The following is a 13,497-nucleotide window of genomic DNA, read 5'->3' as shown; positions in this document are numbered from 1 at the left end:
GCATCTTATATTGCTGCCTGCAATCTTCATTGCAAATTAGACCAAACCCGCAGTCACCACAAGAGAATTCCATGAAGCATCAATCGCAGGGACCGTCCTCGATCCGCCGCAGCCTGATCCTGGCCGGTCTGGGCGCCGCCTTGCTGCCGCTGGCCGCGCGCGCCGACGCCTATCCTTCGCGCCCCATCACGCTGGTCGTCCCCTTCCCTGCGGGCGGCTCCGTCGACCTGATCGGCCGACTGTACGCGGACGCCCTGGGCAAGGCGCTGGGTACCAGCGTCATCATCGAGAACCGCGACGGCGCGGGCGGCGCCATCGGCAGCAAGCGCGTCGCGCGCGCCGCGCCGGACGGCTACACGCTGGTCGCGTCCTCGCAAAGCTCGCACCTGGCCAACCCGCTGATGCGCAATGACCTGGGCTACGACCCGATCAAGGACTTCGTCTCGATCTCGCAGCTGTCGCGCACGCCCAATGTGCTGGTGACCAATGCCGCCGTGCCGGCCCGCAACCTGGCGGAGTTCGTGGCGCTGCTGAAGGCGCGCCCCGACCAGTTGCACTATGCCACCGCAGGCATCGGCAGCATGGGCCAGCTCAACGCCGAACTGCTGAAGAACACCCTGCAGCTGCAGGCCGTGCACGTGCCCTATCGCGGCGGCGCGCCGCTGATCAACGCGTTGCTGTCCGACCAGGCGCAGTTCGCGCTGGACAACCTCGCGCCCTTCCTGCCCCACATCCAGGTCGGCAAGATGCGCGCGCTGGCGGTGGCCGCGCCAAAACGCCTGGACTCCCTGCCCGACGTGCCGACCTTCGAGGAACTGGGTTACCCCGTGCTCAATTCCATGTCGTGGATCGGCCTGGCCGCGCCCGCAGGCACGCCGCCCGACATCGTCCAGAAGCTGCTGGCCGCCGTGCGCACCGCCGCCACCGAGGACGGCATGCCGCAATCCCTGGAAAAGGCCGGCGCGCTGCCCCCCGAGAACCAGACTCCGCAACAGTTCACCGCCATGATGTCCGAGCGCCTGGCGTTGTACAAAGACCTGATCGACCGCGCCGGCATCCGTCCTGAATAGGCCTTACTCCCATGAAAAATCCCGCTTTCGAACCCGACACCGCCCCGCTCGAAGTCCTGCCGCGCGATCTCTCGGCCTATCGCGAGGGCAATGTCGGCATCCCCTACGTGCACCGGTTCGAGTCGGGCCGTCCCGGCCCGCACGTGCTGATCAACGCCATCACGCACGGCAACGAAATCTGCGGCATGGTGGCTGCGACCCATCTGCTGGACTCGGGCGTGCGCCCCAAGATCGGCACGCTCACCGTCAGCTTCGCGCACGTCGAAGCCTATGAAGCCTTCGATATCGAGAACCCCTACGAGAACCGCCAGCTCGTCCACAACCTGAACCGCATCTGGTCCGCAGCCATGCTGGACGGCCCGGAAGACAGCCCAGAACTGCGCCGCGCCCGCGAGCTGCGTCCGGTGCTGGACGCCGCCGACTTCGTGCTGGACATCCATTCCACGCGTGCGCCGGTGCAACCCTTCTGGGTCTACACCGAGATGGACCGCAACACGGCGCTGGCCAGCGCCGTCGGCGTGCCGCAGGTGCATCTGGTGATGCCGCCCGACCTCTTCCCCGGCACTGGCGTCATGGGCTACGGCCGCCACGGCGATCCGCACTCCGACAGCAGCGGCTCGCTGGTGGTCGAATGCGGCCAGCACTTCGCGCAATCCGCCGCCGACCTGGCCACCGACGTCACGCTGCGCTTCCTCGCGCACACGGGCCTGATCGACATGCCTGCCGGCACGCCGCCCCCGCCCGCGCCGCAGCGCTACCGCCTGCTCGAAGTGCATATGGTGAAGTCCGAGGACTTCACCTTTACCCGTCCGGTGATCGGCTTCGAAACCTTCGCCAAGGGTGAACTCATCGCCATGAACGGCACCGAGGAAATCCGTTCGCCCTGCGACGACTGCACCATCTTCATGCCCACGCGCATGCCCATCGTGGGTCGCGAAGCGGTGTACCTGACCGTGGCGATCTGATCGCCATCCGCAAGCGTCTGATCGGGATCCGTCAAAGGTCCGGAATCAGGCGCTTGCCCAGGCTGATGACCTCGTCCTGCTGAAAGCCCAGGGTCGCGTAGAAGTCCTTCACCGCAATATTGCCCGACCGGATCAGCAGATTGATCTTGGGGCAACCCATTTCCAGCAGCCGGCGCTCCACCGCCTGCATCAGTGCGGTGGCATGACCGCGGCGCTGATGCGCGGGCGATACCGCCAGGTAATTGATCCAGGCGCGATGGCCGTCATAGCCGCCCATCAGCGTCGCGACGATCGCGCCGTCCGCCTCTCCCACCAGAAACAAGTCCGCCTGCACCGCAAGCTTGCGCGCAATATCCTTGCGCGGGTCGTTCCATGGGCGGGTCAGGCCGCAGTCATGCCACAGCTGGATGATGGCCGCTTCGTCGGTCGAATGGTAGGGCCGGATGGCGAGGTCTTGCGCACTCATGCTTCGTTCCTTCAAGGATGGCAACGAAAGCCTTGCGATACGCCTCGACAGCGGGACCAGCCAGAAACAGAAAAGCCACGAGGGGTATCGTGGCTTTCAGGATATGGCGCCGATGGTTTGGCGCCGGGACGTGACCAGCCACTCAACGTAAGCGTCGAGTGATTCGTCGGTAGGCTGCGCCAGACATTGGCGCGAAATGCTTTGCGTTCATGAGGGCAAGCATACACGAGGCGGCGAAGCGCAGCCAACGTCAGGACGCGTCAGGCGCCTCCAGCGTGCCTTCCATGACCACCACGGCCTCGCCCGCCACGCCCGCCCATACGCCATCGGCGCGCGGTTCGGCGTGAGCCAGCAGCACGCTGGCGCGTCCCATGTCCACGCCCTGCTCCACCCTCAGGCGCATTGCGCCGGCGCCGCGCAGGGCCGTGCGCAAGGCCGTCATGGCCGCCGTAGCGCTGCCGGTCGCGGGGTCTTCCGTCATGCGACCGGTGAACATGCGGGCCTGGACATCCGCCCCGCCCGCCCCCGTGTCAGTGGTGTAGGCATAGATGGACTTTGCGCCGTCCAGCGGCAGCAGGGCCGCGTAGCCCGCCGGATCTGGCACGGCCCGGCGCAAGGCGTCGCGGCTGGCCAATTGCACCACCAGGAAGATCAGGCCTACCGACGCCACCTGCGGCGCATGCGTGGAGGTATCGATGTCCGCAGGCTCCAGGCTCAAGGCCCGCGCAACCGCGGCGGCCGGCGCCTCGCTGGCGCGCGACAGCGGTTGCGGCGCAAGCAGTTCCGCACCCGCCGCGCCGTTTGCGCCTGGGCGCAGCGCAATGCGCACCAGTCCCGCCTCCTCCTCAAACGCGAAGGCATCCGGCACGGTCAGGCCCGAGGCAGCCATTTCGCGCGCCAGCACCACGGCCGTGCCCACATTGGGATGTCCGGCGAACGGCACCTCGCGGTCGGGCGTGAAGATGCGCACCCAGGCCGTATGGGCAGGATCCCGCGGCGGCAGCACAAAGCTGGTTTCGGAATAGTTGAATTCGCGCGCGATGCGTTGCATCTGCGCCGTGCTCAGGCCCTGGGCGTCGAACACGACCGCCAGCGGATTGCCGCCGTACGCTTGGCTGGTGAACACATCGGCGGTGACATAACGGTAGCGCATGGAACGTCCTCTCAGGCCACGCGGACTGCGCGGCGACCCGGGAAGTGTGCGGGGCCGGCGCGCGGCCCACCAGACACAGAGGCGATGAATCGGGACCGTAACAGCGGGTGGATCTGGCATAGACTATGCTGGCCCGGCGCTTTCCGCCCCCCCAAGCCGGTGCATGACGATTTGCGCTCACCAGGAACCCGCCACATGTCCACGGTACGCACCTACTTCCAGAACCGCCTGCCTGCAGGCGAACTTGCCAGATTGATGCGAGTCCAGGAGCCGTTCTTTCTGGAGAACATCGTCGACATCGACGAAACCGCGGCAGCGCTGCAGGCGCTGTGCCGCGAACATGGGCTGACCGTGCGGACGGTCAAGCAACCCTACAACGCCAGCGTGTCGGGCTGGGATCTGGCCAGCTTTCTTCCCGCCTGGTTCGGCGCGCTGGCCCTTGGTTTCTTCGCCGCCACTACGCCGGGCGGGCAGCGTACGGACGTCACCCTCAAACTGCGCAGCAACAGCTTGCTCGAAGTCTGTTTTTCCCGGACAGCACCCCATCCCGGCGCCGCCTTGCCTTGATCCGCGCGGGGTGTGCCTTGCATCAAGGTAGCGTCCACTCAGGCCTAGTACAATGTCCCATATATGGGGACGCTAAATATGAAAGACAGTGCCAGACCCGCAGAGGCGCTTACCGTCGAAGCCGCGATAGGCTTGGCTGAAAATTGGGCCCGCGCGCATCACGCGGACGCTGATCGAAGCAGGAAGTTCGCCACCCAATGGCATGGAGACACCAGTCCCGATGACAGGCAAGGCGAGGTGCTCCTGAGGGATCTCGCCTTCTTTTTCCAGGCCGCATCCAACGACGCCGCCTACTGGCGCTCGGTCGGAGACTTCACCGAGGAAGCCACCGGCCCCTGGGGAGTCCAGGCGCTGAAAGCCTTGGCCGGCCTGAACCTCATCGGCCTGGCGGCATCCCTAATCCTGTTCGCGGCGCGCGACAGCTCGGCCTTCACGGCAGGCGCAATCAGCGCCTGCGCCTTGTTCCTGGCCGGGCTGCTGCTGGCCTATCCGGCGCTGCGGCTCACCCGCATTTCCCGCTCCACGGCGAACGCCGCCTCGGCCCTGCAAAGCCGCGAAGCGGGCGCCGCATCGACCTGGGAACAACTGCGGTCCGCCAACGTCGGCAACCCCAACGTCGGCCGCAAGGAACGCAAGATCGCCTTGCGCCTGGCCGCCATCATGGCAGCCACAGCCACTGCGGGCTGCGCGCTGCTGATTGCGACAGTGTGGTTCTAGCGGGTAGCCCGACGTCCGGCTACGCCACTGGCGTAACCGCCCTCCCCGTCGTAAAGAACGACACCAGGTTCCGCATCGCCAGCTCCGCCATCTGGCGGCGCGTCTCGTGCGTGGCGCTGCCGATATGGGGCGCCAGGATCACGTTCGACAGGCGCCGCAGGGGGCTCTCGCCCAGCGGCTCGCTTTCGAACACGTCGAGCGCGGCCCCCAGGATGATGCCGTTGGCCAACGCATGGCACAGGTCGGCCTCATTGATCACCGAGCCGCGGGCGACGTTGACGACCACCCCCTCCGGCCCCAGCGCACTCAACACGGCGGCGTCGACGATGTGGCGCGTTGCCGCCCCGCCGGGACATGACAGGACCAGCACGTCCACATGGCGGGCCATGGCAGGCAGAGAATCAAAATGCCGCCACGGCGTATCCTGGGGCGTGCGGCTGAAGTAGCTGAGGTCCACTTCGAACGGCACGAGCCGCCGGACGATCTCTTTGCCGATGCGCCCTAAACCGACGATGCCGACCTTCCTGCCCGCCAGGCTCGCCCCCAACGGAAAGGGCGAGGCCTCCCATGCGCCCGTGCGCACAAAGCTGTCGGCCGCAGGCAACTGGCGCAGCAAGGCGAGCAACAACCCCACCGCCAATTCAGCCACGGCCTTGTTCAACACGTCCGGCGTGTTGGTCACGACGATGTTCTTCTCACGCGCGCGGTCCAGCGCGATGCCGTCGTAGCCGACGCCGTTGGTGGCGATGATGCGCAGCCCCGGCAAGCGATCCATCAGCTCGGCGGAAATCCGGTAGTTCGAGCGCGTGACGATGCCGCCGATCGCATCGGCCTGCGCAGGATCGTTTTGCAGCGCCGCCTCGTCGATCAACGTGAACCTCGAGCGGAACTGCGCTTCCACCGACTCGGGAAAAACCCCTACCTTGAGCAGAGGGGGAAACTTGCCGTCCCCCTTGCCGGAGACATTTGCTGCTGGCTGGCGCACTTGGGCCAGTTCATGCTCGATCATGGATTTCAACCTCGACGCTATAACATACGGAAAATTGGCGCGATAAGCCTGCAACCATCGCAGCCGGGTTCGTAGCGGTTCGTGCGATCTTCAACCTGAAGTTTCTCCTTTCAGGGCAATAGGCCCATCGCATCATGGACATCAAGTGCATGCAGAGCTTCGTCGCAGTCGTCGAAGCCGGTTCATTCGCCGAAGCGGCGCGCAAGCTCGATCTGACCTCGGCCGCCATCGCCGCGCGCATCAAGGCGCTGGAGATGGACCTGGGCGTGGCGCTGGTCAAGCGCTCGGGGCGTTCGGTCCGGCCCACCGAGAGCGGCATGCGTATCCTCGAAGGCACCAAGGCGGCCATCCGCAACATCCGCGATCTGCGCGCCATGGCCATCGACGGCGACCAACCGGGCGAATTCCGCATCGGCTGTTTCGTGTCCGCATTGACGAACGTGTTGCCGCCGATACTGAAATCGCTGTACCGCAAGCATCCGGACGCCTCCGTCTTCGTCACGCCCGGCGGCTCCATAGACCTGTGCGGCAAGGTGGTCAACGGCGAACTCGACGCCGCCATCGTGGTGGAACCGCAGTTCGCGGTGCCCAAGAGCTGTCTCTGGCAGCCATTCATGGAAGAGCCGCTGGTCGTCGTCGCGCCGTCCCATCTTGCGGACCAGGACGCCCACACCCTGCTGTCGACCCAACCCTTCATACGCTACGACCGCAACATCTACGGCGGCCAGCTGGCCGACCGCTATCTGCGCGACCACCAGATCTGGCCCAAGCAGCGGCTGGAGATTGACGGCCTGCTCGCCATCGTCGCGCTGGTGCATGAAGGCCTGGGCGTTGCGCTGATTCCGGACTGGTCGTCCATGTGGAAGTCGCTCGACGTGGCGCGCATCCCGCTGCCCAACCGTGCGCCCGTGCGCAGGAACGGCCTGATCTGGAATACCCGCGGCCATCACGCCAAGATGGCCGCGTCGATATCCCAGGATGCCCGGACCCTCTTCGGCAACATGGAAGCACGCCGGGCAACGCCGTAGCCCTACTTCGACTTGCCCGGCACGCCGCGCAGGAAGTCGAAATCCACGCCCTTGTCGGCCTGGGTCACCGTATCGAGGAAGAGCTTCTTGTAGCCGCGTTCGGCCGTGGGCGGCGTGACCGGCTGCTCGCGGCGGCGGCGGTCGAGTTCTTCGTCCGACACCAGCAGGGAGATCTCGCGCCGACTCACGCTCAGGCGTATGCGGTCGCCGTTCCTGACATAGGCCAGCGGCCCGCCTATGGCCGCTTCCGGCGTGACATGCAGCACGATGGTGCCAAAGGCGGTGCCGCTCATGCGGCCGTCAGAGATCCGGATGATGTCCTTCACCCCCTGCGACGCCAGCTTCTTGGGGATCGGGATATAGCCCGCCTCCGGCATGCCGGGCGCGCCCTTGGGACCGATGTTCTTCAGCACCAATATGTCCTGCGGCGTGACGTCCAGGTCCGCGGCATCGATGCGGCCCGCCAGGTCCTCGGCGTTCTCGAACACCACGGCCCGGCCTTCGTGTTCCATCAGCCCGGCATCGGCGGACGACTGCTTGATGATGGCGCCTTCGGGGGCCAGGTTGCCCGAAAGGACGGCTATGCCGCCCTGTGGATAGATCGGGTTCTGCCGCGTCTTGACCACGCTTTGCGGGAACCCCGGCCCCGCGCGTTCGATCTCCTCGCCCAGCGTCCTGCCGGTCACGGTCAGCGCGTCGAGCTTCAACAGCGGCTTGAGTTCGCGCAGCAGCGTGGCCATGCCGCCCGCTTTGTGGAAGTCTTCCATGTAATGCTGGCCCGAAGGCTTCAGGTCCACCAGCACGGGCGTCTCGCGCCCCATGCGGTCCAGCGCCTGCAGATCCAGGTCCAGCCCCAGCCGGCCGGCGATGGCGGTCAGATGGATGATGCCGTTGGTGGACCCGCCGATGGCCAGCAGCACGCGCATGGCATTCTCGAAGGAATCCGCGGTCAGGATCTTCGAGACCGACAGGCGCTGCCTGGCGATCTCGACGGCCTGCGCGCCCGTGAGTTCAGCAATGCGCATCCGGTCAGCCGTGACGGCGGGCGGCGTAGCGCCGCCAGGCACGGTCATGCCCAGCGCTTCGGCAATACAGGCCATGGTGCTTGCCGTACCCATGACCGAACAGGTGCCCACGCTGGCGACGAGCTGGTTGTTGACGTCGGCGATCTCCTGGCTGTCGATCTCCTCGGCGCGGTACTTGCCCCAGTACCGGCGGCAATCCGTGCATGCGCCCACCCGTTCTGAACGGTGCGACCCCGTCAGCATCGATCCCGTCACAAGCTGGATCGCCGGTATGTCCGCCGACGCGGCGCCCATGAGCTGGGCGGGCACGGTCTTGTCGCATCCGCCTATCAGCACCACCGCGTCCATGGGCTGCGCGCGTATCAGCTCCTCGGTGTCCATGGACATGAGGTTGCGCAGGTACATGCTGGTGGGAAAGGAAAAGCTCTCGTGGATGGAGATGGTCGGGAAATCCATCGGCAGGCCGCCCGCGAACATGATGCCGCGCTTCACGGCTTCCAGCAGCTGCGGCGCGTTGCCGTGGCAGGGGTTGTAGGCGCTGCCCGTGTTGGCGATGCCGATCACCGGCCGGTCCAGCGCGCCGTCCGTGTAGCCGGCGCCCTTGATGAAGGCCTTGCGCAGGAACAGCGAAAAGCCGCTGTCGCCGTAGCTGGTGAGGCCTTTGCGCAGGCCGCCGGCCTCGCCCTGCGACGCCTCGGTGTTTTTCTTGCTCATCTTGTTCAAGCTGCTTCCAATTAATTTACGGTGATGCCGCCGTCGCGGATGACCTTGGCCCACTGCTCGATTTCGGCGTTCAGGCGCGCCTTGGAGGCTTCGACGTCGAGCGCGTCGGCATAGACGCCTTGCTGCAGCAACTGGGCCTTGGCATCGTCCTTGGCCAGCGCCGTGGTCAGCGCCTTGTTGATCTTGGCGACGATGGGAGCCGGCGTGCCGGCCGGCGCCATCACGCCAAAGAGCGAACTGACGTTGAAGCCGCTGAAGCCTTGTTCCTCGGCGGTGGGAATGTCCGGCAACATCGAGACGCGCTGCGGCGTCAGCACGGCCAGCGGACGCAACTGGCCGGACTTGATGAAGGAGATCGCGGCGGGCACCGTCTCGGTCATCGTCTCCACCTGGCCGCCGACCAGGTCCGTCATGGCCGGGCCGCTGCCGCGATAGGCCACGTGCACGATGTTGACGCCCGCGATCTGCTTGAAGAGTTCCATCGCCATGCGCTGCGGCGCGCCCGCGCCCGACGAGGCGAAATTGAGTTTTCCGGGATTCGCCTTCGCGTAGCTCACCAGATCGGCCAGCGATTTGATGGGCAGCTTGGGATTGACCACGGCCACCAGCGGCACAAAGCCGACCACCCCGGCGGGCGCGAAGTCCTTGCGCAGGTCGTAGGGGATGGTGTCCTTCTCCAGGGTCGCCATGACCGAATGCGAAGTCAGCGCCCCCATCAGCAAGGTATAGCCATCAGGCTGCGCGCGCGCCACTTCCGCCGCACCGATATTGCCGCCTGCACCGCCGCGGTTCTCGATCACGACCTGGCCGCCGATCTGCTCGCTCAGGCGCTGGCCTACGATGCGTCCGATCACGTCGGTCGCGCCGCCAGGCGGATACGGGATGATCAGGCGGATGGGCTTGTTCGGATAGCTGTCGGCGGCCTGCGCGGATGCATGGCCAGGAACGGTGAAAGCAGCAGCCGCGATGAAGGCGGCCGCGGCGATGTGAATGCGCTTGCGCGCGGCATTCTTACAGAACATTTTTGTCTCCCGATGCGTTCTTATGGCTTGAAAGCTCTAGGCGCATGTTCGCAAACTCCCGCCTGCGAAAAGAGAAAAAAATTTATGTTCTGTCAAAAAAATCCGTGAGAGTCCTAGGACGTATGGATGAGGAAAATCCGGGCTGCACTTCGGTTTGGTGAAGTAGAGTTCTTGAGCCGCCGGCGTCCGGACTGCGGGATTCCGATGCTCGCCCCGGAGGGGCTTGCGCTTCGGATCCCTCCGTCCGGACACCGGCTCACGGTGTCTACCCAGGAACGTGGTCTGAAGCCACCGCATCAGGCGACTGCCAGCCGAGGACCCCGGAGCCATCCGAAGCGCAGCCCCGCCGGGGCGAGCATCGGAATGGCGCAGGGCAGCCTCGGCGGCTAAAGAACCCCGACATCCGCGAGCTCGAAGCCCTGCCGCTTCGGCTTTGTGAGGCTGGGTTCTTTTGTGCGGCAGGGTTCTTGAGCCGCCGGCGTCCGGACTGCGGGATTCCGATGCTCGCCCCGGCGGGGCTGCGCTTCGGATCCCTCCGCCCGGACACCGGCTCACGGCATCTGCCCATGAACGGCGGCTGAAACCAACGCATTAGGCGACTGGCAGCCGAGGACCCCGGAGCCATCCGAAGCGCAGCCCCGCCGGGGCGAGCATCGGAATGGCGCAGGGCAGCCTCGGCGGCTAAAGAACCCCGACATCCGCGAGCTCGAAGCCCTGCCGCTCCGCGACAGTCTGCGTCAGGCCAGCGCCTCTTCATCCTTCAGGATCTGCATGGCCTTGCCCAAGGCGACCTGGTAGCGCCGCTGCTCCTGGGCGACGCGGTCCGGCGTCCATTGATAGAAGCCCTTCAGGGAAGGCGACTTGACGCCTATGTTGCCCTGCTCGACCAGCTCGCGCATGAGCGCGCTGGGCCTGTCGTCCGTACGCAGGTGCGGATACATCGTCGCGGCCGCCGCGCAATGGATGTCGATGCCGGCCAGATCCTTCTGCAGCAGCGGGCCGGCCGCGATGTAGCGGAATCCGAACCCGTAGCGCACGGCAGTGTCCACGTCCTCGGCGGACGCGAAGCCTTCCTCGACCAGCGCGATCGCCTCGCGCATCAGCGCATGCTGGATGCGGTTGGCAAGAAACCCCGGCACGTCGCGCTTGACCTGCACCGGCTTCTTGCCGGTATCGCGCATGATGCGGCTGACTTCCTGCGCCATGGCTTCATCGGTAGCCTCTCCGCGTATCACTTCCACGGCGGGCACCAGATGGGCCGGCATGAAGTAATGCAGACCCACCATGCGTGCGCGGGTCTGCAGGCCCTCGCCGATGGCGCTGATGGGAAAGCTCGACGAATTGCTGGTCAAGGGAATCGAAGCGGGCGCCAGCTGTTCCAGGCGAGCGAATACGGCACGCTTGGTTTCCAGCAGTTCGGGCACGCACTCGACCACGATGCGGGTATCGCTCCAGTCGATTTCTTCCATGGTTGCGCTGGTGACGATGCGCCCGGCGTCCGCCTGCCCGCCGATCATTTCGCTGGAGGCGTTCACGCGCCGCGTGGCCGCCGCGCGCGCCGCCGCGTCGGGCTCCACCAGCCATACACGCCAGCCGGCCGCATGAAAACCGGCGGCGACGTCGGCCCCCATGGTGCCCGCGCCCAGCACAATTGCCTGATCCATCTGTTCCGTCCTTTTGGTAGTTGGGGTATGTGGTACTCAGAGCGCCTGCGCGGCCGGCGCCGGCAGGTACATCGGCTTGCCCGCTACATCGAGTTCGACGCGCAGGATGCTGGCCGAACTGGACTCGGTGATGTAAAGCGTGCGGCCCGCGGCTCCCCCGAAGGCCAGGTTGGTGGTGTGCAGCCCCTCGGGAGACTGGATGCGCAGAGCCGGCTGGCCCAACGGATCCATGCACCAGACGGTGCCCAGACCCACGTGGGCAATGCACAGTCCGCCCTTCGCATCCAGCGCCAGGCCATCCGGGCCGCCGCCGCCCGACATCTGGATGAACGTGCCCACCTTGCCGACCTGACCGTTGCGCAGCAGCGGCACCTTCCAGATCGCGTTGGCCCGCGTCGCCGCCACATACAGCGCGTGCTCGTCCAGATCCATCACCAGGCCGTTGGGGCTGGGTATGCAATCAAGCAGGCAGTCCAGCTTGCCGTCCGGCCGCAGGCGGAACAGGCGGCCAGTCGGATCCTGCCAGCCGGTCATGCCCTGGTCGGTGAAATAGAGATCCCCCGCCTGCGAGAAGAACAGGTCGTTCACGCCCTTGAAGCGCTCGATGTTGTAGCGCTCGAGCACCGGGCGCACCTCGCGGCGCTCGAGGTCGAACTGCATGATGCCGTGCTTGTAGTCGGCGATGAAGATGCGGCCGTCGCGATGGAACTTCAGGCCGTTGGGCCAGCCGTCGTACTGTACGAGCGGCTCGAATTCGCCACGCGCATCGACCCGCAGGATGCGGCCGTTGATGACGTCCACGCAATACAGCAGGCCGTCTGGCCCGAAGGACGGCCCTTCCAGCAACGAGCGCGGCGGATTGCCCTGCGGCTGGCCAGCGACCCACTCGTTCAGGTCCTGGCCCTGCCACTTCAGCTCGTCGGGCAGCCGGGCGTATACGCTGGCTTGAATCCTGGGGACGGGATCGTAGAACATGCAGGTCTCCTCTGATTTACCGGACGGGAATCTATGCGCCCCGTTTCGAGCGAAATTCTAAGGAGAGCCGAGCATTTAAGGAAATGAAATATATCGAACGAGTCTTTCAATAAAACCGATCGTTGATTCCTGCCGTCGCGACGCCGCCGGCGTCTTGCCGCCAGGGGATTCACGCCAGCGTCCGCGCGGTGGACCCGGCCCACGATACGATGACGCGTCCCCTACCTGTTGCTTGCCGCCAAATGCTCCGTGTTGCCCTCCGCACCATTCTCGTCCTCGTCATCGCCGGCGCCGCCTTGGTGCTGCTGCGAGGTACGGGCGGCCCCAAGCTGATCCACAGCGAAGATTCGCAGTTCGGCAAACTGCTCGTGTTCGAGGAAAACGGCGAGCGCTGCATGAACTTCAACTCCATGCACGACGTCGGCCGCCAGACCTGCATGAGCCTCGAGCATCCCGGGCAGCTGGTGTTTTCCTACACGCGCATGATGATGACCGCGCTCTACATTAATCCCAAGCCGCGCAACATCCTGATCGTCGGATTGGGCGGCGCCACACTGCAAAAGACCCTGGCCGCGCTCCTGCCCGATACCGTCATCGATACCGTGGAAATCGATCCCGCCGTGGGCAAGGTCGCGGCGGGCTACTTCGGTTACCAGGAAGGCCCCGCGCAACGCCTCTTCCTGGAAGATGGCCGCGCCTACATCGAACGCGCCCATCGCGACGGCCTGCAATACGACATGGTGATGCTGGACGCGTTCGACGTCGACTACATCCCCGAACATCTGATGACGCTGGAATTCCTGCAACACGTGCGCGGCATCCTCGCGCCGGGCGGCGTGGCGGTGGCGAACACCTTCACCGAGAGCCAGCTCTATGCACGCGAATCGGCGACCTATGCCGCGGTGTTCGGAGAATTCTTCAATCTGCAAACGGGCAATCGCGTCATCATGGCGGTCAACGGTGAACTGCCCGGCCGCGATCAGCTTGCCCGCAATGCCAAGGCGCTGGATGCCGTTCTCGGGCCGTTGGGCGTCAATACCGAGGAAGCCCTGGAGATGTACTCGCGCCGACAGGCGATTGCCGACGACGCACCCGTCTTGCGCGATTGAGCCT

The 13,497-nt window shown here is 65.6% G+C and carries 13 protein-coding genes; 6 read left to right on the top strand and 7 right to left on the bottom strand.

From position 1 onward, the window contains the following. The first annotated feature begins 71 nt into the window (after positions 1-71). Both AC1RHV_RS29235 and AC1RHV_RS29230 read left to right on the top strand, forming a co-directional pair. Complete coding sequence (locus tag AC1RHV_RS29235) at positions 72-1,070, top strand: Bug family tripartite tricarboxylate transporter substrate binding protein (protein ID WP_054458228.1); 999 nt, start codon at positions 72-74, stop codon at positions 1,068-1,070. 11 nt (positions 1,071-1,081) lie between these two features. Then, complete coding sequence (locus AC1RHV_RS29230; protein ID WP_054458229.1) at positions 1,082-2,035, top strand: M14 family metallopeptidase; 954 nt, start codon at positions 1,082-1,084, stop codon at positions 2,033-2,035. 31 nt (positions 2,036-2,066) lie between these two features. Here AC1RHV_RS29230 and AC1RHV_RS29225 read toward each other — a convergent pair whose 3' ends face one another. Together AC1RHV_RS29225 and AC1RHV_RS29220 are read right to left on the bottom strand one after the other, a co-directional pair. Beyond that, on the bottom strand, positions 2,067-2,501 hold the full coding sequence (locus AC1RHV_RS29225) for a GNAT family acetyltransferase (RefSeq protein WP_054458230.1): 435 nt from the start codon (positions 2,499-2,501) through the stop codon (positions 2,067-2,069). Positions 2,502-2,751: 250 nt separating this feature from the next. Further along, complete coding sequence (locus tag AC1RHV_RS29220; RefSeq protein ID WP_054458231.1) at positions 2,752-3,654, bottom strand: PhzF family phenazine biosynthesis protein; 903 nt, start codon at positions 3,652-3,654, stop codon at positions 2,752-2,754. A gap of 195 nt (positions 3,655-3,849) precedes the next feature. On the opposite strand from AC1RHV_RS29220, the gene AC1RHV_RS29215 reads away from it, so the two are divergent. Together AC1RHV_RS29215 and AC1RHV_RS29210 are read left to right on the top strand one after the other, a co-directional pair. Then, on the top strand, positions 3,850-4,221 hold the full coding sequence (locus AC1RHV_RS29215; RefSeq protein ID WP_125471556.1) for a hypothetical protein: 372 nt from the start codon (positions 3,850-3,852) through the stop codon (positions 4,219-4,221). 78 nt (positions 4,222-4,299) lie between these two features. Then, positions 4,300-4,938, top strand: a complete 639-nt coding sequence (locus AC1RHV_RS29210; protein ID WP_125471554.1) for a hypothetical protein — start codon at positions 4,300-4,302, stop codon at positions 4,936-4,938. Between the two features lie 19 nt (positions 4,939-4,957). Here AC1RHV_RS29210 and AC1RHV_RS29205 read toward each other — a convergent pair whose 3' ends face one another. After that, positions 4,958-5,947: a 2-hydroxyacid dehydrogenase gene (locus AC1RHV_RS29205; protein ID WP_306653434.1), complete on the bottom strand. Its 990-nt coding sequence runs from the start codon at positions 5,945-5,947 to the stop codon at positions 4,958-4,960. A gap of 134 nt (positions 5,948-6,081) precedes the next feature. On the opposite strand from AC1RHV_RS29205, the gene AC1RHV_RS29200 reads away from it, so the two are divergent. Further along, positions 6,082-6,975 carry a LysR family transcriptional regulator gene (locus AC1RHV_RS29200; protein WP_054458234.1) on the top strand — a complete coding sequence of 298 codons (894 nt, stop codon included), beginning with the start codon at positions 6,082-6,084 and terminating at the stop codon, positions 6,973-6,975. 2 nt (positions 6,976-6,977) lie between these two features. Here the strand turns inward: AC1RHV_RS29200 and AC1RHV_RS29195 are convergent, their stop codons facing one another. The 4 genes from AC1RHV_RS29195 to AC1RHV_RS29180 all read right to left on the bottom strand — a co-directional run bounded on the left by AC1RHV_RS29195 (position 6,978) and on the right by AC1RHV_RS29180 (position 12,384). After that, positions 6,978-8,714, bottom strand: a complete 1,737-nt coding sequence (locus AC1RHV_RS29195; RefSeq protein WP_054458304.1) for an IlvD/Edd family dehydratase — start codon at positions 8,712-8,714, stop codon at positions 6,978-6,980. A 20-nt stretch (positions 8,715-8,734) separates the two neighbouring features. Then, positions 8,735-9,745 carry a Bug family tripartite tricarboxylate transporter substrate binding protein gene (locus AC1RHV_RS29190; RefSeq protein ID WP_054458235.1) on the bottom strand — a complete coding sequence of 337 codons (1,011 nt, stop codon included), beginning with the start codon at positions 9,743-9,745 and terminating at the stop codon, positions 8,735-8,737. A gap of 737 nt (positions 9,746-10,482) precedes the next feature. After that, a complete protein-coding gene (locus tag AC1RHV_RS29185) occupies positions 10,483-11,409 on the bottom strand; it encodes a 3-hydroxyacyl-CoA dehydrogenase family protein (protein WP_119451633.1) in 927 nt (308 codons plus the stop codon). A gap of 36 nt (positions 11,410-11,445) precedes the next feature. After that, positions 11,446-12,384 (bottom strand): SMP-30/gluconolactonase/LRE family protein, encoded by a 939-nt coding sequence (locus AC1RHV_RS29180; protein ID WP_119451632.1) that lies wholly within the window; start codon positions 12,382-12,384, stop codon positions 11,446-11,448. A 242-nt stretch (positions 12,385-12,626) separates the two neighbouring features. Here AC1RHV_RS29180 and AC1RHV_RS29175 point away from each other — a divergent pair, with 242 nt between their 5' ends. After that, the gene (locus tag AC1RHV_RS29175; protein ID WP_492302479.1) at positions 12,627-13,493 is read left to right on the top strand and encodes a spermidine synthase; all 867 of its coding nucleotides are present in this window, start codon (positions 12,627-12,629) and stop codon (positions 13,491-13,493) included. The last annotated feature ends 4 nt before the right edge of the window (positions 13,494-13,497 follow it).

The organism is Achromobacter sp. GW823-FHT04E03, assembly GCF_058796095.1.
Note: the sequence above shows the minus strand (reverse complement) of the source record. Positions and strands in the feature narration are given on the sequence as shown.

Coding starts and splice junctions, on each gene's coding strand:
- AC1RHV_RS29205 (WP_306653434.1), bottom strand. CDS start 5,947: ATGATCGAGCATGAACTGGCCCAAGTGCGCCAGCCAGCAGCAAATGTC.
- AC1RHV_RS29195 (WP_054458304.1), bottom strand. CDS start 8,714: ATGAGCAAGAAAAACACCGAGGCGTCGCAGGGCGAGGCCGGCGGCCTG.
- AC1RHV_RS29215 (WP_125471556.1), top strand. CDS start 3,850: ATGTCCACGGTACGCACCTACTTCCAGAACCGCCTGCCTGCAGGCGAA.
- AC1RHV_RS29220 (WP_054458231.1), bottom strand. CDS start 3,654: ATGCGCTACCGTTATGTCACCGCCGATGTGTTCACCAGCCAAGCGTAC.
- AC1RHV_RS29235 (WP_054458228.1), top strand. CDS start 72: ATGAAGCATCAATCGCAGGGACCGTCCTCGATCCGCCGCAGCCTGATC.
- AC1RHV_RS29200 (WP_054458234.1), top strand. CDS start 6,082: ATGGACATCAAGTGCATGCAGAGCTTCGTCGCAGTCGTCGAAGCCGGT.
- AC1RHV_RS29185 (WP_119451633.1), bottom strand. CDS start 11,409: ATGGATCAGGCAATTGTGCTGGGCGCGGGCACCATGGGGGCCGACGTC.
- AC1RHV_RS29210 (WP_125471554.1), top strand. CDS start 4,300: ATGAAAGACAGTGCCAGACCCGCAGAGGCGCTTACCGTCGAAGCCGCG.
- AC1RHV_RS29225 (WP_054458230.1), bottom strand. CDS start 2,501: ATGAGTGCGCAAGACCTCGCCATCCGGCCCTACCATTCGACCGACGAA.
- AC1RHV_RS29190 (WP_054458235.1), bottom strand. CDS start 9,745: ATGTTCTGTAAGAATGCCGCGCGCAAGCGCATTCACATCGCCGCGGCC.
- AC1RHV_RS29180 (WP_119451632.1), bottom strand. CDS start 12,384: ATGTTCTACGATCCCGTCCCCAGGATTCAAGCCAGCGTATACGCCCGG.
- AC1RHV_RS29230 (WP_054458229.1), top strand. CDS start 1,082: ATGAAAAATCCCGCTTTCGAACCCGACACCGCCCCGCTCGAAGTCCTG.
- AC1RHV_RS29175 (WP_492302479.1), top strand. CDS start 12,627: ATGCTCCGTGTTGCCCTCCGCACCATTCTCGTCCTCGTCATCGCCGGC.